Source organism: Bradyrhizobium sp. USDA 4474, from assembly GCF_054057515.1.
Window position 1 is genome coordinate 829,898 of sequence record NZ_JBSRZJ010000002.1, and the last position, 19,899, is coordinate 849,796.

17 protein-coding genes and 1 riboswitch are annotated in these 19,899 nt (G+C 64.2%); of the genes, 10 read left to right on the plus strand and 7 right to left on the minus strand.

Annotated features, from left to right (window positions below):
• Positions 1-87 precede the first annotated feature (87 nt).
• Entirely contained in the window at positions 88-549 is a 462-nt protein-coding gene (locus tag ACVW16_RS05820) for a PaaI family thioesterase (protein ID WP_456735607.1), read from the plus strand.
• Between the two features lie 26 nt (positions 550-575).
• Here the strand turns inward: ACVW16_RS05820 and purQ are convergent, their stop codons facing one another.
• The 3 genes from purQ to purC are packed head-to-tail and all read right to left on the minus strand — an operon-like array spanning position 576 to position 2,297.
• On the minus strand, positions 576-1,277 hold the full coding sequence (gene purQ / locus ACVW16_RS05825; protein WP_092228040.1) for a phosphoribosylformylglycinamidine synthase subunit PurQ: 702 nt from the start codon (positions 1,275-1,277) through the stop codon (positions 576-578).
• Positions 1,277-1,516, minus strand: a complete 240-nt coding sequence (gene purS, locus ACVW16_RS05830; protein WP_456704407.1) for a phosphoribosylformylglycinamidine synthase subunit PurS — start codon at positions 1,514-1,516, stop codon at positions 1,277-1,279. The genes purQ and purS overlap by 1 nt, the downstream gene beginning before the upstream one ends.
• 13 nt (positions 1,517-1,529) lie before the next feature.
• The gene (purC, locus tag ACVW16_RS05835) at positions 1,530-2,297 is read right to left on the minus strand and encodes a phosphoribosylaminoimidazolesuccinocarboxamide synthase (RefSeq protein WP_172782948.1); all 768 of its coding nucleotides are present in this window, start codon (positions 2,295-2,297) and stop codon (positions 1,530-1,532) included.
• Between the two features lie 330 nt (positions 2,298-2,627).
• On the opposite strand from purC, the gene ACVW16_RS05840 reads away from it, so the two are divergent.
• The 3 genes from ACVW16_RS05840 (at position 2,628) to ACVW16_RS05850 (ending at position 4,466) form a co-directional block, all read left to right on the plus strand.
• Entirely contained in the window at positions 2,628-2,951 is a 324-nt protein-coding gene (locus ACVW16_RS05840) for a DUF1476 domain-containing protein (protein WP_456735608.1), read from the plus strand.
• Positions 2,952-3,034: 83 nt separating this feature from the next.
• Entirely contained in the window at positions 3,035-4,210 is a 1,176-nt protein-coding gene (locus ACVW16_RS05845) for a lyase family protein (RefSeq protein WP_456802243.1), read from the plus strand.
• Positions 4,176-4,466, plus strand: coding sequence for a hypothetical protein (locus ACVW16_RS05850; RefSeq protein ID WP_456802244.1), 291 nt, complete (start codon positions 4,176-4,178; stop codon positions 4,464-4,466). Before ACVW16_RS05845 ends, ACVW16_RS05850 begins: the two co-directional genes overlap by 35 nt.
• Before the next feature lie 54 nt (positions 4,467-4,520).
• Here ACVW16_RS05850 and cynS read toward each other — a convergent pair whose 3' ends face one another.
• The 3 genes from cynS to ACVW16_RS05865 all read right to left on the minus strand — a co-directional run bounded on the left by cynS (position 4,521) and on the right by ACVW16_RS05865 (position 8,132).
• Positions 4,521-5,012, minus strand: coding sequence for a cyanase (gene cynS, locus ACVW16_RS05855; RefSeq protein ID WP_456735610.1), 492 nt, complete (start codon positions 5,010-5,012; stop codon positions 4,521-4,523).
• A 148-nt stretch (positions 5,013-5,160) separates the two neighbouring features.
• Entirely contained in the window at positions 5,161-6,783 is a 1,623-nt protein-coding gene (locus tag ACVW16_RS05860; protein ID WP_456738633.1) for a tetratricopeptide repeat protein, read from the minus strand.
• Between the two features lie 149 nt (positions 6,784-6,932).
• Entirely contained in the window at positions 6,933-8,132 is a 1,200-nt protein-coding gene (locus tag ACVW16_RS05865) for a TrmJ/YjtD family RNA methyltransferase (protein ID WP_456735612.1), read from the minus strand.
• 349 nt (positions 8,133-8,481) lie between these two features.
• Here ACVW16_RS05865 and ACVW16_RS05870 point away from each other — a divergent pair, with 349 nt between their 5' ends.
• The 3 genes from ACVW16_RS05870 to ACVW16_RS05880 all read left to right on the plus strand — a co-directional run bounded on the left by ACVW16_RS05870 (position 8,482) and on the right by ACVW16_RS05880 (position 12,094).
• A complete protein-coding gene (locus ACVW16_RS05870; protein ID WP_456802608.1) occupies positions 8,482-10,161 on the plus strand; it encodes an alpha/beta fold hydrolase in 1,680 nt (559 codons plus the stop codon).
• 119 nt (positions 10,162-10,280) lie between these two features.
• Entirely contained in the window at positions 10,281-11,495 is a 1,215-nt protein-coding gene (locus tag ACVW16_RS05875; RefSeq protein ID WP_456704414.1) for an NADP-dependent isocitrate dehydrogenase, read from the plus strand.
• Between the two features lie 98 nt (positions 11,496-11,593).
• Positions 11,594-12,094, plus strand: coding sequence for a DUF3455 domain-containing protein (locus tag ACVW16_RS05880; RefSeq protein WP_456735614.1), 501 nt, complete (start codon positions 11,594-11,596; stop codon positions 12,092-12,094).
• A gap of 19 nt (positions 12,095-12,113) precedes the next feature.
• On the opposite strand, the gene alaS is transcribed toward ACVW16_RS05880, so the two are convergent.
• On the minus strand, positions 12,114-14,792 hold the full coding sequence (gene alaS, locus ACVW16_RS05885; protein WP_456735615.1) for an alanine--tRNA ligase: 2,679 nt from the start codon (positions 14,790-14,792) through the stop codon (positions 12,114-12,116).
• 225 nt (positions 14,793-15,017) lie between these two features.
• A riboswitch (glycine riboswitch) is annotated at positions 15,018-15,106 on the plus strand.
• Between the two features lie 145 nt (positions 15,107-15,251).
• Between alaS and gcvT the strand changes: the two genes are divergently transcribed.
• From gcvT to gcvP, 3 genes are all read left to right on the plus strand, one after another.
• On the plus strand, positions 15,252-16,400 hold the full coding sequence (gcvT, locus tag ACVW16_RS05890) for a glycine cleavage system aminomethyltransferase GcvT (RefSeq protein WP_456738190.1): 1,149 nt from the start codon (positions 15,252-15,254) through the stop codon (positions 16,398-16,400).
• Between the two features lie 10 nt (positions 16,401-16,410).
• On the plus strand, positions 16,411-16,779 hold the full coding sequence (gene gcvH, locus ACVW16_RS05895; RefSeq protein WP_456735616.1) for a glycine cleavage system protein GcvH: 369 nt from the start codon (positions 16,411-16,413) through the stop codon (positions 16,777-16,779).
• Between the two features lie 159 nt (positions 16,780-16,938).
• The gene (gene gcvP / locus ACVW16_RS05900; RefSeq protein ID WP_456738191.1) at positions 16,939-19,803 is read left to right on the plus strand and encodes an aminomethyl-transferring glycine dehydrogenase; all 2,865 of its coding nucleotides are present in this window, start codon (positions 16,939-16,941) and stop codon (positions 19,801-19,803) included.
• Positions 19,804-19,899 lie beyond the last annotated feature (96 nt).

Genomic DNA, 19,899 nt, shown 5'->3' on the forward strand with positions numbered 1-19,899 from the left:
CAAGCGGGGTCGGCGGCGATCCGGAATTGCAAGGCGCTGACGGATCGGATTTAAGGGCCAAAGACCCGCAATTGAAGGCCTATTTCCTTGCACGAACTGACCAAAGCCCCGCCGCCCCGCCGTCCCGACCTCCACATCGCCACCGAGGGGGAATTTGAGGGCTGGCGGACCTGGATTCGCGACAGTTTTGAATCCCATGTCGGCCCCTTCTGGCATCGGATCGAGCCCGACGGCAGCGTCCGCTGCGCCTTCCGGGTCGAGAAAAAGCACCTCAACGGCTCCGGCAACGTCCATGGCGGCTGCTATATGGCGTTCGCGGACTACTCCCTGTTCGCGATCGCCACCCATGTCCTGGATAGCAGGGCCGTGACGACCAATTTTGCCTGCGAATTCCTCGATGCGGCCCGGGAGGGCGAGCTGATCGAATGCACCGGCGAAGTCAGCCGCGCCGGCGGTTCGCTGATCTTCCTGCGCGGCAAGATGATGTCAGGCACGCGGCAATTGTTCACGTTTTCGGGCACGATCAAGCGGGTGAAGCGGAAGGCCTGAGGCCGCCGCATAGCTTCAACGCGAGATCACGCCGCCTTTTCCAGATGCGCGGTGAGGCCGGCGAACAGGCCGCGGCCGTCGGTGCAGCCCATGATGTCTTCGACGTGGTTCTCGGGATGCGGCATCATGCCGAGCACGTTGCCCTTGTCGTTGACGAGGCCGGCGATCGAATGCGCCGCGCCGTTGATGTTGTGGCTTTCATCAACCAGCCCGTCCGCAGAGCAGTAGCGATAGAGCACCCGCCCCTCGCCCTCGATGCGCTTGATGGTCTCTTCATCCGCCTCGTAATTGCCTTCGCCATGGGCCACCGGCACGCGGATCACCTGACCGGCATTGTAGCCGCGGGTGAACGGCGTATCGGAACGCTCGACGCGCAGATGCACGTCCTTGCAGATGAATTTCAGCCGCGCATTGCGCATCAAGACGCCCGGCAGCAGGCCGGATTCGCAGAGAATCTGGAAACCGTTGCAGACGCCGAGCACGAGGCCGCCCTTGGCCGCATAGTCGCGCACCGCGTCCATCACAGGCGCCCGCGCCGCGATCGCGCCACAGCGCAGATAATCGCCATAGGAGAAGCCGCCCGGCACCACCACGAGGTCGGTGCCCGCAGGCAGCGACGTCTCGGCGTGCCACACCATCGCGGGCTCGTGGCCCGAGATCAGCTTCAACGCCCGCGCCATGTCGCGCTCGCGATTGATTCCGGGAAAGACGAGGATGGCGGCTTTCATCAGAGCAGCTCGACCCGATAGTTCTCGATCACGGTGTTGGCGAGCAGCTTGTCCGCGGCATCCTTCAGCGCGGCTTCGGCCTTGGCCCTATCGGCGCCGGCGAGCTCGATGTCGAACACCTTGCCCTGCCGCACGCTGGCGACGCCATCGACGCCGAGCGATTTCAGCGCGCCTTCGATGGCCTTGCCCTGCGGATCGAGGATGCCCGTCTTCAGGGTAACGGTAACACGTGCCTTCACGTCGAAATCCTCTTCAGCTCTTCACCAGCACGGGACCCGTGCCCTGCGGTCGCTCGTTCTCCATGAGGATGCCGAGGCGCTTTGCGACTTCCGTGTAAGCCTCGAGCAGGCCTCCAAGGTCACGGCGGAAACGATCCTTGTCGAGCTTCTCGTTCGACTTGATATCCCACAGACGGCAGCTGTCCGGCGAGATCTCGTCAGCGACGATGATGCGCATCATCTCGTTCTCGAACAGGCGGCCGCACTCCATCTTGAAGTCGACGAGGCGGATGCCGATGCCGAGGAAAAGGCCGGTGAGGAAATCGTTGACGCGGATGGCCAGCGCCATGATGTCGTCGATCTCCTGGGGCGTGGCCCAGCCGAAGGCGGTGATGTGCTCTTCCGACACCATGGGGTCGTTGAGCTGGTCGTTCTTGTAATAGAACTCGATGATCGAACGGGGCAGCTGCGTGCCCTCCTCGATGCCAAGGCGCTGCGACAGCGAGCCGGCGGCAACGTTCCGCACCACCACTTCGAGCGGCACGATCTCGACCTCGCGAATCAACTGCTCGCGCATGTTGAGACGGCGGATGAAATGGGTCGGCACCCCGATGTCGTTGAGGTGCTGAAACAGGTACTCCGAGATGCGATTGTTGAGGACACCCTTGCCCTCGATCACCTGATGCTTCTTCGCATTGAACGCGGTGGCGTCGTCCTTGAAGTGCTGGATCAGGGTACCGGGCTCCGGACCTTCGTAAAGAACCTTTGCCTTGCCTTCATAAATGCGACGCCGACGGCTCATTGGGATGTACCGTGTTTTGTTGAAATCCATGTATTTGGTGTGCTCCGGTTACCAGGTTACGACCCACAGCGGAGCTGCCGTGAACGGCCTGGAACCCATCAAATTTCCAAAGAAAACCAAAGGAAACAGAACGGGAACCGAGCCTTCAGGCAACCTATCCGATTGGCTGTCCCAGCACAATCGATCCGGCCCTTCCGACGCTGACTTATACCGCCTTGCCTGCGGCTTTACGGCTCGTTGTTTCGCCGATCCTGCCCTCTATCTAGGCATGCGTGGGGGCCCTTGCAACGAGGGCCACCACGGCCAGAGACCGAAGGACTCGGAAGACGCATGAGCGAATTCGACAAGCGCGAAGAAGGCTTTGAGAAGAAATTTGCCCTCGATGAGGAGCAGAAATTCAGGGCGGAGGCTCGCCGCAACCGGCTGCTGGGGCTGTGGGCGGCCGAAAAGCTCGGAATCACGGGCGATGCCGCCGCCGCCTACGCCAGGGAGGTGGTCGCGGCCGATTTCGATGAGGCCGGCAGCGGCGGCGTCCTGCGCAAGCTCGCGGCCGATTTCGCTGCTGGGAATGTGGCCCTCACCGAGCAGGCGATTCGGAGCAAGATGAGCGAGCTGATGGCGGTCGCGGCTGCGGAGGTGAAGGCCGGGAAGTAAGCTTCACAGCGGGCGGCGGATGGCCACGCGCCGCCCGCCCTCTCGGGCTTGCAGCCGGCTCCTGGCAATGCCAAATGGGCGGCATGTCACACGATCACATCTCTAACGTCCTCGCCCAACGCTACGCCTCGCCCGCGATGCGCGCCATCTGGAGTGGCGAGGGCAAGGTTCGCCTCGAACGCGACTATTGGATCGCCGTGCTGAAAGGCCAGCGCGATCTCGGTATTCCGGTGCCCAATGGCGTGATCGAAGCTTACGAGCGCGTGAAGGACCAGGTCGACCTCGACTCCATCATGCGGCGCGAGCGCATCACCCGGCACGACGTCAAGGCTCGAATCGAGGAGTTCTGCGATCTCGCCGGTCACGAGCACCTGCACAAGGGCATGACCAGCCGCGACCTCACCGAGAACGTGGAGCAGCTCCAGGTCTACCGCGGTCTGCAGCTGATCGAAACCAAGAGCATCGCCGCGCTCATTCGCTTCGCCAAACACGCCAAGCAATTGCGCGACATGCCGTTCACGGCGCGCACGCACAACGTCGCTGCGCAGGTCACGACGCTCGGCAAGCGCATCGCCATGTTCGGCGAGGAGATGCTGGTGTCGCATCAGAGCCTGGTTGGCGTGCTCGACACCTACCCGGCCCGCGGCCTGAAGGGCGCGGTCGGCACAAGGCTGGACCAGATCACGTTGTTCAACGGCGACGCCGGCAAGGCGCGCGCGCTCGAAAAGCAGATCCTCAAGCACCTCGGCCTGCCCCAAAGCTTCGATGCGGTCGGCCAGGTCTATCCGCGCAGTCTCGACTTCCGCGCCGTCAGCGTGCTCACGGAGCTCGCCAGCGGGCCCGGCAATTTCGCCAAGACGTTGCGCCTGATGGCAGGCCATGAGCTCGCCAGCGAAGGTTTCGCCAAGGGCCAGGTCGGCTCGTCCGCGATGCCGCACAAGATGAACAGCCGCTCATGCGAACGCATCAACGGCCTGCATGTCGTGTTGAAAGGCTATCTCGCGATGGCCGCGGGCCTTGCCGGCGACCAGTGGAACGAAGGCGACGTCTCCTGCTCGGTCGTTCGCCGCGTCATGCTGCCCGATGCCTTCCTTGCCATGGACGGTCTGCTCGAGACGTTACTCTCGGTGCTCGACCAGATGGAAATCTTCGATGCCCGTCGTCGCGACCGAGCTGAATCGGTATCTGCCCTTCCTGCTCACCACCACCGTCATGATGGAGGCGGTGAAGAAGGGCGCTGGCCGCGAAGGCGCGCATGAGGCGATCAAGGAGCACGCGGTCGCGGCCATCCGCGACCTGCGCACCGGCAAGATCGTGCAGAACGACCTGCTCAAGCGCCTCGCCGCCGATCAGCGTCTCGGCCTCAGCGAAGCCGAACTCAGCCAAGTGCTCGAGCACGGCCGTGCCAATTCAGGTGATGCCGGCGCTCAGGTCGACTACTTCGCCGAGCAGGTCGATGCGCTGGCGAAGGCGAAGCCCGAGGCGGCCAAGTACACGCCCGGCGCGATCCTTTGAGGCGAATGGGGAGTAGCGAATGGAAAGCAGATTCCATTCGCTACCCGCACTTCGCTATTCGCCCTCTTTGAAGCCGTACTCCGGCACATTGCCGCTGGCGCCGTAATATTTGTAGGGCAGGAATTTGCCGGACATCGTGATCTTGACGCGGTCGCCCTTCGGGTTGGCGACGCGCTCGATGCCCATGTCGAAGTCGATCGCCGACATGATGCCGTCGCCGAATTCCTCCTCGATCAGCGCCTTCCAGGCCGGACCATTCACCATCACCATCTCGTAGAAGCGGTAGATCAGCGGATCGGTCGGCGGCATCGGCGTGCCGGTGCCGCGCATCGGCACCTCGTTGAGCATCGCAGTCTCGGCCTTGGTGAGGCCGAACAGCTCGGCAGCGTTGGCGGCTTGTGGTTTTGTGAGTTTCATCTGGCCCATGATCGCGCCAACGATCAGCACCTCGGAATAGCCGCCGATCTTTTCGCAGACATGTTTCCAGCTCCAGCCCTTCTCACGCTTGATGTCGAGCAGCTTCTCGGTGAGGTCGTCGCGTTTCATGTCAGGTCTCCCCTTGGGCAGGCATTGTGGGCCTTGCCGCCTTGGGAGGCACGAAACGTGCCAATAAATGAGGCTTAGAGGGCTTCACGCCGGCCCCCATCTCGAACAAGTCGCCTTGCTCACCCTGTGAGACCTTGCCTGATTGCACTCACCGGCTCGCTCGCAGCGCGGCAAGCTCAACGTCGGCAGCCGGCTTCTCGATAAAGGTCTTCGGACAATCGGCTGCAGCCTGTTCGAACAGCTTCAACGCCCCGTCCCTGGAGCCGCGCTGCAGAGCTAATTCGGCACTATAGAAATTGGCCTCGCAGACCTGCCCTTTTTTCTTCCTGGGGTCGGCGTCGTCGGCAGCGTCGAGCACTTGCTCCGGCGTCATCGTACCGAGAAAGAGATTGACGATCGGCGCGGGCCATTTCGTCGCGTCGAGCTGCCTGGCAGCCTCGCTCAGCTGGCTCGGTTGGTCACTGCGCTTTGCAACGATTTCGCGCCATAGGATGGCATAGGCAAACTTTGGATCGAGCTGCGTCGCCTGATCGAAGTCGGCCAGCGATTTTGTGAATGACGCAATCTGCCAATAGAGTCTTCCGCGGTGGAAATAGGCGCGGGCATCCTTGGGATCGATTTGCACCAGCTGATCGTAGTCCGCAAGCGAGCGATCGAAGTCCTTTTTGGCCTTGTACGCGTTGGCACGGAGCCCGAGTGCATCCTTGTCCTTGGGACTAAGGCGGATCACTTCATCGTAGTCTGCGATCGCACGGTCGAGGTCGCCTTTCGCCTGGTAGGCCGCTCCCCGAGCGCGGAGCAGAGGGCCGTCCCCCGAAGCAAGTGCCAATGAGTCACCACCGACGGACGGGGAAATGGGCTCACTGTCCTGACCTTGAACCTGAGCCTGCCGATCGCCTCGGTTTTCCTGCTCCCGATGGGCCAGCTGGATCGCCTGGTCGTAATCGGCAATGGCGTGATCGTAGTCGCCCTTTTGAGCATAGGCGACGCCGCGGCAGCCGTAGACAAATCGGCTTCCGGGGTTCAGCTCGATGATCCGGTCATAGTCGGCGATAGCGCGTTCGAATTCGCCCAGTTGAGAAAACGACGCAGCTCGGAAGTAGTAGAAATACTCCTTTCTTGGCTTGATCGGCATCGTTTGATCGAGCGTGGCCAATGCGCGCCCTCTGTCGCCCTTGGCGAAGTAAACCCGGCCGCGGCACAATTGGCCGCCACCGGTTTCCGGGCTGATCTCGGCTGCTCGGTCACAGTCGGCCATGGCCCGATCCAAATCGCCCTTGCGGAGATAGGCGAGGCCTCGGTCGACATGGACGATGACATTGTCGGGATGGACCAGAAGGGCTTGATCGAGATCAGCGATGGCGCCCTCAAGATCTCCTTTTGATTGATAGATTCGGGCACGCCCGAGACGGGCGTATACGGACTTGGGATCGAGCTCGACGACTTTGTCGTAGTCCGCAAGCGCAGCGTCGGTTTCGCGCCTCTCGCTATGCGCAAAGGCTCGCTGAAGACGGGCGTCCAAATTGCCTGGATCGTGCTCGATGATCCGATCGTAATCCGCGATCGCAAGGCCGGGCTCACCTTTTTGACGGTAAAGCATGGCGCGGCGAAAATGCGTCATGATAACGCTTTGCTGCATAGCAGTTGCCGCCTGAATCAAGGCGGTACAGCCCGCGATGCGGTCATCGAGCGCAATGCTGACGGGCGTGTAGCACTTGGCGTTCAAAGGCATTTCGGCGCGAGCGCCTGATATGCCGAACACGATCGTCATCGCCAACGCGCTTCCGCCTGCTGCCGCGCCAATGAGTGCACGGCCCGTCACTCCAAACATGCAGTCCCCAACCGGATTCCGGGCACTGTCATAGCAACCAATCAAGCCTCTGCACAGCCCATGGTTGCGAAAACCGCGATGCGCTTGGGCTAGGTCGTCTGCTCCATCATCCCCTGCAGCCGCACCAGCTCCGCCTCGAGAGCGCGCTCCACATCCACGGCGCGAATATCGATCACCCGGTAATCCCGCGCTTCCAGCCAGGCCCGCCGCGAGGCGCGGTCGGCCGCGATGGTGTCGCCCTCGCCCGGATTGACCAGTTCGATCGCGATCCGGTGCGGGAATGAGACGAAATCAGGGATGTGGCGGCCGACCGGGGTCTGGCGCTTGAACTGACCTGCGAAGCGGCGGTCGCGCGTGAGTACCTGCCACAGCAGGCGCTCGGCATCGGTCGGGTTGCGGCGGAGCAGGCGGGCCAGCCCACGCACCGTTGAGCCGCTGTCGGGCACGCCGCCGCCCTGCCCGTGCTCGGCCAAGAGCGCGCGCAGGCGCGTCGCCTGTTCGCCGTCGAGCACGCCGCCTTTGGCCGGGCCCTTGCGTCCCTCGGCGATCGCCATCACCACCCCGTGGAGCGTGTGCATGTCCTGCTTGGTCGGCTCCATCCGGCTGAAGATATTGCGCAGGTTGACGAGCATGGTGTCGCGCTTCTCCGCCGGGCGCAAGAATTCGACCCGGTCGAGCTCGCGGATGAGATTGTCGAAGAAGGCCTGCATCTGGTGCTGCGAGGCGCGCTCGGAACGTTCCGGCATGGCATGGGGAAGCGCGCCCGCCGTCGCCCGCTTGAACCATTCATAGCCGACCAGCAGCACCGCCTGGGCCAGGTTGAGCGAGGCAAAGCCCGGATTGACCGGGAAGGTGATGATGCGGTTGGAAAGCCCGACCTCCTCGTTGGTCAGGCCCCAGCGCTCGCGGCCGAACAGGATGCCGGCCTTTCCGCCAGTCGCAACATGCCCGGAGATCTCGGCGGCCGCGGCCTCCGGCCCGACCACAGGCTTGGCCTGGTCGTGGGGGCGTGCGGTGGTGGCGAACAGCAAATCGAGATCGGCGACCGCCTGCTCGACCGTGTCGAACAGTTCGACCTTTTCCAGAATGTGGTCGGCGCCGGCGGCGGCGCGCTGTGCCGCGATGTTGGGCCAGCCGTCGCGCGGGTTGACGATGCGCAAGGCGCTCAGGGCAAAGTTGCCCATGGCGCGTGCGGCCATGCCGATGTTTTCGCCGAGCTGCGGCTCGACCAGGATCACGATGGGACCGTCGAGGGCGAGCCCAACCTTGGTCTTGTCGGTGCCGGACATCTCATTCCACTTTCTGCTTCAGCTTTCGTCTCGTTCCGCTTCGGAAAGACCCCGAACCTCCGTCTGAAGACGCTGATCCAAAGCTTCATCCGCGGCCACCCGCCCGCCTTCCGTGCGGCGCAATTTCTTGAGCGGAGATAACAGGGTTAGCGGCGTTTGCGAAACTGCAATCGCACCTCAATTGGGGACGGTTTCACCGCCCGGCTTGCGCGCGCTTTGCTTTCGGATAAGGCTATCAAGCACAACCAAAGCGAAGCCGAAAGGGCCTGAGCTGAAGCAACAATTGAGTGGGGGGATGGTGATGCTGAGCCGATGGAAATTGGCGCTTCTGGGGTTGGTCTTGATCGCAGTGGGCGGTTTCATCGCCCATCTGACCCAGACCTCGGGCGGCATCCGGATCCAGGATGTCAGGTTCAAGGGCGCCAAGGGCAACACCATGAGCGCCCTGCTCTACATCCCCGCCAATGCCACTGCGCAGACCCCGGCACCCGGCATCCTCGCCGTCCACGGCTACATCAATTCGCGCGAGACGCAGGACGGCTTCGCCATCGAATTCGCCCGCCGCGGCTATGTCGTGCTGGCACTGGACCAGACCGGCCACGGCTACAGCGACCCGCCCGCCTTCGCCAACGGCTTCGGCGGCCCTGACGGCCTCGCCTATCTGCGCAGCCTCGAGATGGTGGACAAGGCCAATATCGGCCTCGAGGGTCACTCGATGGGCGGCTGGACAGTCCTGGCCGCAGCCACCGCGATGCCCGACGGCTACAAGTCGATGGTGCTGGAGGGCTCCTCCACCGGCAAGCCATTCGCGGCCGACGGCACACCGAACTGGCCGCGCAATGCGGCGCTGGTGTTTGCCCAGTATGAGGAATTCTCCACCCTGATGTGGGGCGTCGATGTTGCCCGCGATGTCACCAAGAGCCCGAAGCTGTGGGCGATGTTCGGCACGCAGGGGCCGGTCGAGCCGGGCAAGGTCTATGGCGACCCGGCGGCCGGCACCGCCCGCGTGCTCTACACCCCCGCGATGACGCACCCGGCCGAGCACATCTCGCATGAAGCGATCGGATACAGCCTCGACTGGTTCGCTAGGACGTTGCAAGGCGGTACGCCCCGGCCGGCCGACGACCAGATCTGGTTCCGGAAAGAACTCGGCACGCTCATTGCGTTCGTCGGCTTTGTCGTGCTGTTGATCGGCACTTTCGATGGCCTGCTCGAGGCGCCGATGTTCTCCCGTCTGCGCCTTCCCGCTGTCCCCGACGGCACCATGCCGCCCCATCACGCCGCCACCGGCAGGCGCTGGACCGCCGCGTTCATCCTGTCCGCGTTCATCCCGGCACTGACCTACTACCCGGCCTTCGCTTTGGGCGGCAGCTTCGTGACGCCGTCAGCGTTCCTGCCGCAGGGCATCACCAACCAGATCCTGGTTTGGGCCATCATCAACGGGCTGATCACGCTGGCGCTGATGGGCTTGGCCCCGAAGCGCAAGGGCCGGGCCGGTCTGCTTGGCCAGTCACTCGTGATTGCGGTCGCCTCGGTCGCAGTGGGCTATGCCGCGCTCTGGCTTGCCGACCTCGCCTTCAAGATCGACTTCCGCTTCTGGATCGTCGCGCTGAAGTTGATGAACCCGAAGCAGGTTCTGATCTTCCTGACCTATTTGATTCCATTCACGGCGTTTTTCGTGGTGGCGCTGCACGTGCTGCACCGGAATTTCTCGACCATGGAGGCGCCGCGGCTCGCACTCTATCTGACCAACATCCTGGCGCTGACGTTGGGCTTCGTCGTGCTGCTGGTCCTGCAATACGGCACGCTTTGGCTGACGGGAAAGCTGTTCAACCCGCTGCCCGACCCCGGTTTCGTGCCGCTCTCGACCATCGTCGCGATCCAGTTCGTGCCGCTGCTCGCCATCGTCGCCGTGATCGCCACCTTCACCTGGCGACGGACCGGATCGAGCCTGCCCGGCGCCCTGATCTCAGGCCTGTTCGTAACCTGGTACATCGTGGCCGGCACGGCCACCCAGGCTGCCTTCTAGAGGGGCTGATCCCGGCGAAAAGATGGGCTGAAACTGCATAACCGCTCCGCTTTCGCCCGCCCCCGCGCGGTGCTATAGCGCGGGAGATTTCCACCAGTTCCAAGAAGGCTTCTCCGATCATGGCAAAAATCAAGGTATCCAATCCCGTCGTCGAGCTCGATGGCGACGAGATGACCCGGATCATCTGGCAGTACATCAAGGACAAGCTGATCAACCCCTTCCTGGATGTCGAGCTGCTGTATTTCGACCTGGGCATGGAGTACCGCGACCACACCAACGATCAGGTGACCATCGACGCCGCCGAGGCGATCAAGAAGGTCGGCGTCGGCGTGAAGTGCGCCACCATCACCCCCGACGAGGCGCGGGTGAAGGAGTTCAACCTCAAGCAGATGTGGAAGTCGCCGAACGGCACCATCCGCAACATCCTCGGCGGCGTGATCTTCCGCGAGCCGATCATCTGCAAGAACGTGCCGCGCCTGGTTCCCGGCTGGACCAAGCCGATCATCATCGGCCGCCATGCCTATGGCGACCAGTACCGCGCCACCGACATCAAGTTCCCGGGCAAGGGCACCCTCTCGCTGAAGTTCGTCGGCGAGGACGGCACCGTGATCGAGAAGGAAGTGTTCAAGGCTCCCGGCGCCGGCGTCGCCATGGAGATGTACAATCTCGACGACTCCATCATCGACTTCGCCCGCGCCTCCTTCAACTACGGCCTCTTGCGCGGCTATCCGGTCTACCTGTCGACCAAGAACACGATTCTGAAGGTCTATGACGGCCGCTTCAAGGACATCTTCCAGGAGATCTTCGACAAGGAGTTCAAGAAGGAGTTCGACGCCAAGGGCCTGACCTACGAACACCGGCTGATCGACGACATGGTCGCCTCGGCGCTGAAATGGTCCGGCGGCTATGTCTGGGCCTGCAAGAACTACGACGGCGACGTGCAATCCGACACCGTCGCGCAGGGCTACGGCTCGCTCGGCCTGATGACCTCTGTGCTGCTCACCCCTGACGGCAAGACCGTCGAAGCGGAAGCTGCCCACGGCACGGTGACCCGTCACTACCGCGAGCACCAGAAGGGCAAGGAGACCTCGACCAACTCGATCGCGTCGATCTTCGCCTGGACCCGCGGCCTGTCGCACCGCGCCAAGCTCGACAACAATCCCGAGCTCGCGAAGTTCGCGACCACGCTGGAGAAGGTCTGCGTCGACACCGTCGAGCAAGGCTACATGACCAAGGACCTCGCACTGCTGGTCGGCGCCGATCAGCGCTGGCTCTCGACCACCGGCTTCCTCGACAAGGTCGCTGACAACCTTGTGAAGGCGCTGGCGGCGTAAGCCGTCCGGATTTCACCCGCCTGGGCTAGACATCATCACGGGCCGCGTCTTTCAGCGCGGCCCGAATTTTTTGAGAGCCCCCTTGCGGAGATCCGACCATGTCCACCAAGCTTGCCGTCCCCTGCCTGCTTCTCGCGGCCGTGACTGCGCCAGCGGGGGCGGGCGGGACGCTTCCCGACGCCATCGCCGCACCGGGCCAGAACGTCGTGCTCAGCGTCCACGCCGAGGGCGCGCAGATTTATGAGTGCAAGGCCGGCGCCGACGGCAAGCTCGCCTGGGCGTTCCGCGAGCCGATCGCGACGCTGCTCGCCGAGGGCAAGACGATCGGCCGCCACTATGCCGGGCCGAACTGGCAGCACGCCGACGGCAGCGCCGTCGCCGGCAAGGTCGCAGGCAGCGCGCCGGGCGCCACGCCGGCCGATATCCCCTGGCTGAAGCTGGAGGTCACCGCCCATCGCGGTAGTGGCGTGCTGACGCCGGTCACCACGGTCCAGCGCATCAACACCCATGGCGGCAAGCTCGACGGCGCTTGCGACAAGGCCGGCGAGTTCAAAAGCGCGCCCTACTCGGCCGAGTATGTGTTCCTGAAGAAGGGCTAGAGCAACGCGACGCAGACGCCTAAGCGCCCGCCATCGCTTTTTCGATCGCCGCCAGCGCCTCGGTCGCCTTGGCGCCGTCGGGGCCACCGGCCTGGGCCATGTCGGGCCGGCCGCCGCCGCCCTTGCCGCCGAGCGCTTCGGAGGCGACGCGCACCAAATTCACGGCGTTGAAGCGCGCGGTGAGGTCGGCGGTGACGCCGACCACGACACCGGCCTTGCCGTCCTCGGTGACGCCCACGATGGCGACCACGCCGGAGCCGATCTGCTTCTTGGCCTCGTCGGCGAGGCTCTTGAGATCCTTCATCTCGATGCCCTCGACCGCGCGCGCCATCAGCTTGACGCCGCCGACCTCGCGCACGCCGGAAGCCGCGCCGCCGCCGCTTGCTGCGCCGCCACCCATCGCGAGCTTCTTGCGGGCGTCGGACAGCTCGCGCTCGAGCTTCTTGCGTTCCTCCATCAGCGCGGTGATGCGCGCCGGAACGTCGTCGACCGAGGTGCGCAGCTCGCTTGCTGCGGTCTTCGCCAGCGCCATGGTCTCATTGGCATGCTTGCGGGCGTAGTTGCCGGTCAGCGCCTCGATGCGGCGCACGCCTGACGCCACCGCGCTCTCGCCGGTCAGCGTGATCAGGCCGATATCGCCGGTGCGCCGCACATGCGTGCCGCCGCAGAGCTCGACCGACCAGCCGAGCGCATTGGCGCCGCGCTCGCGCGCGGTCTTGCCCATCGAGACGACGCGAACCTCGTCGCCGTACTTCTCGCCGAACAGCGCGCGCGCGCCGGCCTCGCGAGCCTCGTCGACGCCCATCACGCGGGTCGTGACCTCGTCATTCTCCAGCACCACGTCGTTGGCGATGTCCTCGACGCGAGCAAGCTCCTCCGCCGTGATCGGCTTCGGATGCACGAAGTCGAAACGCAGCCGGTCCGGCGCCACCATCGAGCCGCGCTGGGCGATGTGATCGCCGAGCACCTGGCGCAGCGCCTCATGGATGAGATGCGTCGCCGAGTGATGCGCGCGGATCGACGAGCGCCTGGAATGATCGACCTCGAGCTGCAGCGCGGTGCCGACCTTCAGCTCGCCGCTCTCGACCGTGCCGACATGCACGAAGAAATCGCCGAGCTTCTTCTGCGTGTCGGTGACGCGGAATTTGATCCCGCTCTCGCCCGTCAGCACGCCGGTGTCGCCGACCTGGCCGCCCGACTCCGCATAGAACGGCGTCTGGTTGAGCACGATCGCGCCGGTGTCGCCGGCCTTGAGGTGGGCGACTTCCTTGCCGTCCCTGACCAGCGCCGAGACCACGCCTTCAGCGCTCTCGGTCTCGTAGCCCAAAAATTCCGTCGCCCCGAGCTTCTCGCGCAGCGGAAACCAGATCGCCTCGCTCGCCGCCTCGCCCGATCCCTTCCAGGACTCGCGCGCCTTGGCCTTCTGCCGCTCCATCGCATCGGTGAACGCAGACTGGTCGACGCCAATGCCGCGCGACTTCAGCGCGTCCTGCGTCAGGTCCAGCGGGAAGCCGTAGGTGTCGTACAGCGTGAAGGCGACGTCACCGTCGAACATGTCGCCCTTCTTCAACGACGCGCTCTTCTCGTCGAGGATGGCAAGGCCCCGCGACAGCGTCTTGCGGAAGCGGGTCTCTTCCAGCCGCAGCGTTTCCTCGATCAGGTTTTCCGCGCGCATCAGATCAGGATAGGCCTGGCCCATCTCGCGGACCAGCGCCCAGACCAGCCGATGCATCAGCGGCTCCTTGGCGCCCAGCAGCTGCGCATGGCGCATGGCGCGGCGCATGATCCGGCGCAGCACATAGCCGCGGCCCTCGTTCGAGGGCAGCACGCCATCCGCGACCAGGAAGGCCGACGAGCGCAGATGGTCGGCGATGACGCGGAACGAGGCGACGGTCTGCTCGTTCGGCCCGCTGCCGAGCGCGGACGCGGCCGCATCGATCAAATGACGGAACAGATCGGTCTCGAACACGCTGTCGACGCCCTGCATGATGCAGGCCATACGCTCGAGGCCCATACCGGTGTCGATCGAGGGACGCGGCAGATCCACGCGCTCCTCCTTCGTCACCTGTTCGTATTGCATGAACACGAGATTCCAGAATTCGAGGAAGCGGTCGCCGTCCTCCTCAGGCGAACCCGGAGGGCCGCCCCAGATGTGGTCGCCGCGGTCGATGAAGATCTCCGAGCACGGGCCGCAGGGGCCGGTGTCGCCCATCGCCCAGAAATTGTCCGAGGTCGGGATGCGGATGATGCGGTCGTCGGAAAAGCCGGCGATCTTCTTCCACAGCCCGTGCGCCTCGTCGTCGGTGTGGTAGACGGTGACGAGCAGCTTGTCCTTGTCGAGCCCGAAATCCTTGGTGATCAGCTTCCAGGCCAGCTCGATCGCACGCTCCTTGAAATAGTCGCCGAAGGAGAAATTGCCGAGCATCTCGAAGAAGGTGAGATGGCGCGCGGTGTAGCCGACATTGTCGAGGTCGTTGTGCTTGCCCCCGGCGCGCACGCATTTCTGCGACGTGGTGGCGCGCTGATAGGGCCGCTTCTCGACGCCGGTGAAGACGTTCTTGAACTGCACCATGCCGGCATTGGTGAACATCAACGTCGGATCGTTGCGCGGCACCAATGGCGAGGACGACACGATCTCGTGCCCGTTCTCGGCAAAGAAGTTCAGAAAGGTCGACCTGATCTCGTTGACGCCGCTCATGTTCATCCAATCGGGTGTGCTTGGACCCGCTTATCCCTGATCCAAACCTGGCGATTTGGGCGGATATCTGCGGGCCAAAGCGCTTTTAGACAAGGCCAGCTTCCCTGTCCAGAAACTGTGCAAAGAGATCAGAGGGTTGCCGCAGGCGCGTAATCCCCTTTGGAAAGCCGCAAAGCGCGCGTTGACAGGCTTGGCCGGCCTGTGGTCTGTACCCATTTGTATCGTACGGCCACGTCGGGAGAGACCGGCTTCACTGCCGGCGCCGAAGGAGCAACCGCCCCGGAAACTCTCAGGCAAAAGGACCGCGTGGCTTTGACGACATCTGGAAAGAGGCGCTGGCGGGCTTAAGACCTGGATAGCGTCCGCCGACGGGATAATACTCTCAGGCACAGCGACAGATGGGGCTTCGACCGGTGTCCCAGGGGAATCGTCCCCGGGGAACCGCCGAGGGCCCCCGTGATGCTTGCGTCGGACGACAAGAACTCCCTGAAACGTACACCCCTTTACGACCTGCACGTGTCGCTCGGCGGCAAGATGGTGCCGTTCGCGGGCTACGACATGCCCGTGCAGTACCCGGCCGGCGTGCTGAAGGAGCACCTTCAGACCCGCTCGTCCGCCGGCCTGTTCGACGTCTCCCATATGGGCCAGATCGCGCTTCGGCCGAAATCCGGCAGGATCGAGGACGCCGCTCGCGCGCTGGAGCGGCTGGTGCCGCAGGACATCGTGGCGATCGCGCCGGGACGGCAGCGCTACGCCCAGTTCACCAATGACGACGGCGGCATTCTCGACGATCTGATGGTCGCGAATTTCGGCGATCACCTGTTCCTGGTGGTCAATGCTGCCTGCAAGGCCGAGGACGAGGCGCATCTGCGCGCGAACCTGTCGGAGACCTGCATCATCGATTCGCTTGCCGACCGCGCGCTGATCGCGTTGCAAGGCCCGAAAGCCGAGTCAGCGCTGGCGAGATTATGTGCAGCAGCGCCCACCATGAAGTTCATGGATGCCGGCCCGCATGAGGTTGCCGGCCTCGGCTGTTTCGTCTCGCGCTCCGGCTATACCGGCGAGGACGGGTTCGAGATTTCGGTGCCCGCGGCCGACGCCGAACGTCTCGCCAAGACGGTGCTCGAAAACCCCGACGTGATGCCGATCGGCTTGGGTGCCCGCGACAGCCTGCGGCTGGAAGCCGGGCTCTGCCTCTACGGCCACGATATCGACACCGAAACCACGCCGGTCGAAGCCGCGCTGGAATGGTCGGTGCAGAAAAGCCGCCGCACCGGTGGCGCCCGCGCCGGCGGGTTTCCCGGCGCTGAAAAGATTCTCGCGCATTTCAATCACGGCGCATCCCGCCGCCGTGTCGGCCTGCGTGCCGAAGGCCGCGCACCGGTGCGCGAGGGCGCGCTGCTGTTTGCCGGGAACGAAGGCGGCCAGGCCATTGGAAGGGTCACCTCGGGCGGCTTCGGCCCGAGCCTGAATGCGCCCGTGGCGATGGGCTACGCGCCCACCGCTTTGAGCGCGCTCGACACGAAACTCTTTGCGGAAGTGCGTGGGCAGCGTCTGCCGCTCATCGTCGCCGCCATGCCCTTCGTGAAAAACACCTACAAACGCTGAGGACAAGACAATGACCACGAGGCTGTACACTTCCGACCATGAATGGCTCGCGATCGACGGCGATGTCGCAACCGTCGGGATCACCGATTACGCGCAGTCCCAGCTCGGCGACGTCGTGTTCGTCGAATTGCCCAAGGTCGGCCGCACCCTGAAGAAGGCCGAAGCCGCCGCCGTGGTGGAATCGGTGAAAGCCGCCTCCGACGTCTACGCGCCCATCTCGGGCGAGGTGCTCGAGACCAACGAGGCGCTCGCCGCCGAGCCCGCGCTGGTGAACTCGGACGCGCAAGCCGCGGCCTGGTTCTTCAAGATTAAAATCGCCGACAAGAGCGAGCTTGGCGGGCTCATGGATGAAGCCGCCTACAAGGCCCACACGGCGTGAGGATATGAGTCGAACCGTCTCAACATACTCACTGTCATCGTCCGCGAAGGCGGACGATCCAGTACGCCGCGGCCCATCGGCTCTGGCCGAAGCGCCTGCGCTTACTGGATGCCCCGCCTTCGCGGGGCATGACAACAACTCCTGAAGCGAGGACCCATGATGACCGCGCAGCGCAAATCCAACGGCGAGACCACCCCTTTCGTTCGCCGCCACATCGGCCCGTCGGCGCGCGATGTCACCGCAATGCTCGAGACTGTCGGCACGAAAAGCGTCGAGGCGCTGATGGCGGAAACGCTGCCGGCCTCGATCCGGCAGGCCACTCCGCTCGATCTCGGCAAGCCCCTCGGCGAGACGGAGGCGATCGCGCATATGGCTGAGCTCGCTCGTCAGAACCAGGTCTTCACCTCGCTGATCGGCCAGGGCTATTCAGGAACGATCCTGCCCGCGGTGATCCAGCGCAACATTCTGGAGAACCCGGCCTGGTACACGGCCTACACGCCCTACCAGCCCGAAATCAGCCAGGGCCGGCTCGAAGCGCTGTTCAACTTCCAGACCATGATCTGCGACCTCACCGGGCTCGATGTCGCCAACGCCTCGCTGCTCGATGAGGCAACCGCCGCGGCCGAAGCCATGGCACTGGCGGAGCGGCACTCGAAGGTCGAAGCAAAGGCCTTCTTCGTCGACAGGGACGTGCATCCGCAGACCCTGGCCGTGATGCGCACGCGCGCCGAACCGCTCGGCTGGAATCTGGTGGTCGGCGATCCGCTCACCGATCTCGACAAGGCAGACGTGCTCGGCGCGCTGCTGCAATATCCGGGAAGTTCGGGCGCGGTGCGCGACCTCAGGCCTGCGGTCGCAGCGCTGAAAGCGAAGGGCGCGCTTGCGATCGTTGCCGCCGATCTCCTGGCCCTGACGCTGCTCGCCTCGCCCGGCGAACTCGGCGCCGACATTGCCATCGGCTCGGCGCAGCGTTTTGGCGTGCCGATGGGTTATGGCGGCCCGCACGCGGCCTATATGGCGGTGCGCGATGCGCTGAAGCGCTCGCTGCCCGGCCGCATCGTCGGCCTTTCCGTCGATTCACGCGGGATGCCTGCCTATCGCCTGGCTCTGCAGACCCGCGAGCAGCACATCCGCCGCGAGAAGGCGACCTCCAACATCTGCACCGCGCAGGTGCTGCTCGCCGTGATCGCCGCAATGTACGCGGTCTATCACGGTCCCGAGGGGCTCGCGCAGATCGCACGCAACGTGCATCGCCGCACCGCCGTGCTCGCGAGCGGCCTGCGCAAGCTCGGCTTCGCACCGCAGTCCGAGAGCTTCTTCGACACGCTCAGCGTCGATGCCGGCACAGGGCGCGCCGAGATCATCGCGCGCGCGGCGGCCGAGAAGATCAATCTCGGCGTCGGTGAGACCGGCTTGCGCATCGCGCTCGACGAGACCACCACGGCTGCGACCGTGGAAGCGGTCTGGCGTGCCTTCGGCGGCCAATTGTCCTACGCGGAGATCGATGCCACGACGCACGAGGCGCTGCCGGACACGCTGAAGCGTACGACCTCTTTCCTCACCCATCCGGTGTTCCACGCGCATCGCTCGGAAACCGAGATGCTGCGCTATATGCGCAAGCTCAGCGATCGCGACCTCGCGCTCGACCGCGCGATGATTCCGCTCGGCTCCTGCACGATGAAGCTGAACGCGACGACTGAAATGATGCCGCTGACCTGGCCGGAATTCGGCAGCCTGCACCCGTTCGCCCCGCGCGAGCAGGCCAACGGCTATCACGCGCTGTTCGCGCAGCTTGAAAAATGGCTCTGCGACATCACCGGCTATGACGCCATCTCACTGCAGCCGAACTCGGGCGCGCAAGGCGAATATGCCGGACTTCTGGCTATCCGGGGTTATCATGCCGCGCGCGGAGAGAGTCACCGCAAGATCTGCCTGATCCCCTCCTCCGCTCACGGCACTAACCCGGCCTCGGCCGCGATGGTCGGCATGGACGTGGTGGTTGTGTCTTGCGAGAAGAACGGCGACGTCGATGTCAACGATCTCCGTGCGAAGGCCGAGAAGCATTCGAACGATCTCGCCGCGGTGATGATCACTTATCCCTCGACCCATGGCGTGTTCGAGGAGCATATCAAGGAGATCTGCGACATCGTCCACGGCCATGGCGGCCAGGTGTATCTCGACGGCGCCAACCTGAATGCGCAGGTCGGCCTTAGCAGGCCCGGCGATTACGGCGCCGATGTCAGCCATCTCAATCTGCACAAGACCTTCTGCATTCCGCATGGCGGCGGCGGCCCCGGCATGGGCCCGATCGGCGTGAAGGCGCATCTTGCGCCGTTCCTCCCCGGTCACCCCGCGACGAAGGCGGATGCTCCAGTCGGCCCGGTCTCGGCCGCGCCGTTCGGCTCGGCTTCGATCCTCACCATCTCCTACATCTACATCCTGATGATGGGCGGCGAAGGTCTGAAGCGCGCGACCGAGATCGCGATCCTCAATGCCAACTACATCGCGGCGCGCCTCGATGCGCACTTCCCGGTGCTCTACAGGAACACGAGGGGCCGCGTCGCGCATGAGTGCATCATCGATCCTCGTCCTCTGAAGGCAACGTCAGGCGTCACCGTCGACGACATCGCAAAGCGCCTGATCGATTACGGCTTCCATGCGCCGACCATGAGCTTCCCGGTGCCGGGCACGCTGATGATCGAACCGACGGAGTCGGAATCCAAGGCCGAGCTGGATCGATTTTGCGATGCCATGATCGCGATCCGGAAGGAGATTGCCGAGGTCGAGGCCGGTCGCTTCAAGATCGAGGCATCGCCGCTGCGCCACGCCCCGCACACCGTGCACGACATCGCCGATGACGATTGGAAGCGTGCCTACGCCCGCAGCGAAGGCTGCTTCCCCGCGGGCGTCTCGCGCACCGACAAATATTGGTGCCCGGTGGGGCGCGTCGACAATGTCTATGGCGATCGCAATCTGGTGTGCTCCTGCCCGCCGGTGAGCGATTACGCGGAGGCGGCGGAGTAGGACGCGACGGTGGTTTCGTAGGGCGGGCAAAGCGAAGCGTGCCCACAACCTTTGCATCCGGTGTGAAAGATGGTGGGCACGGCGCTTGCGCGCCTT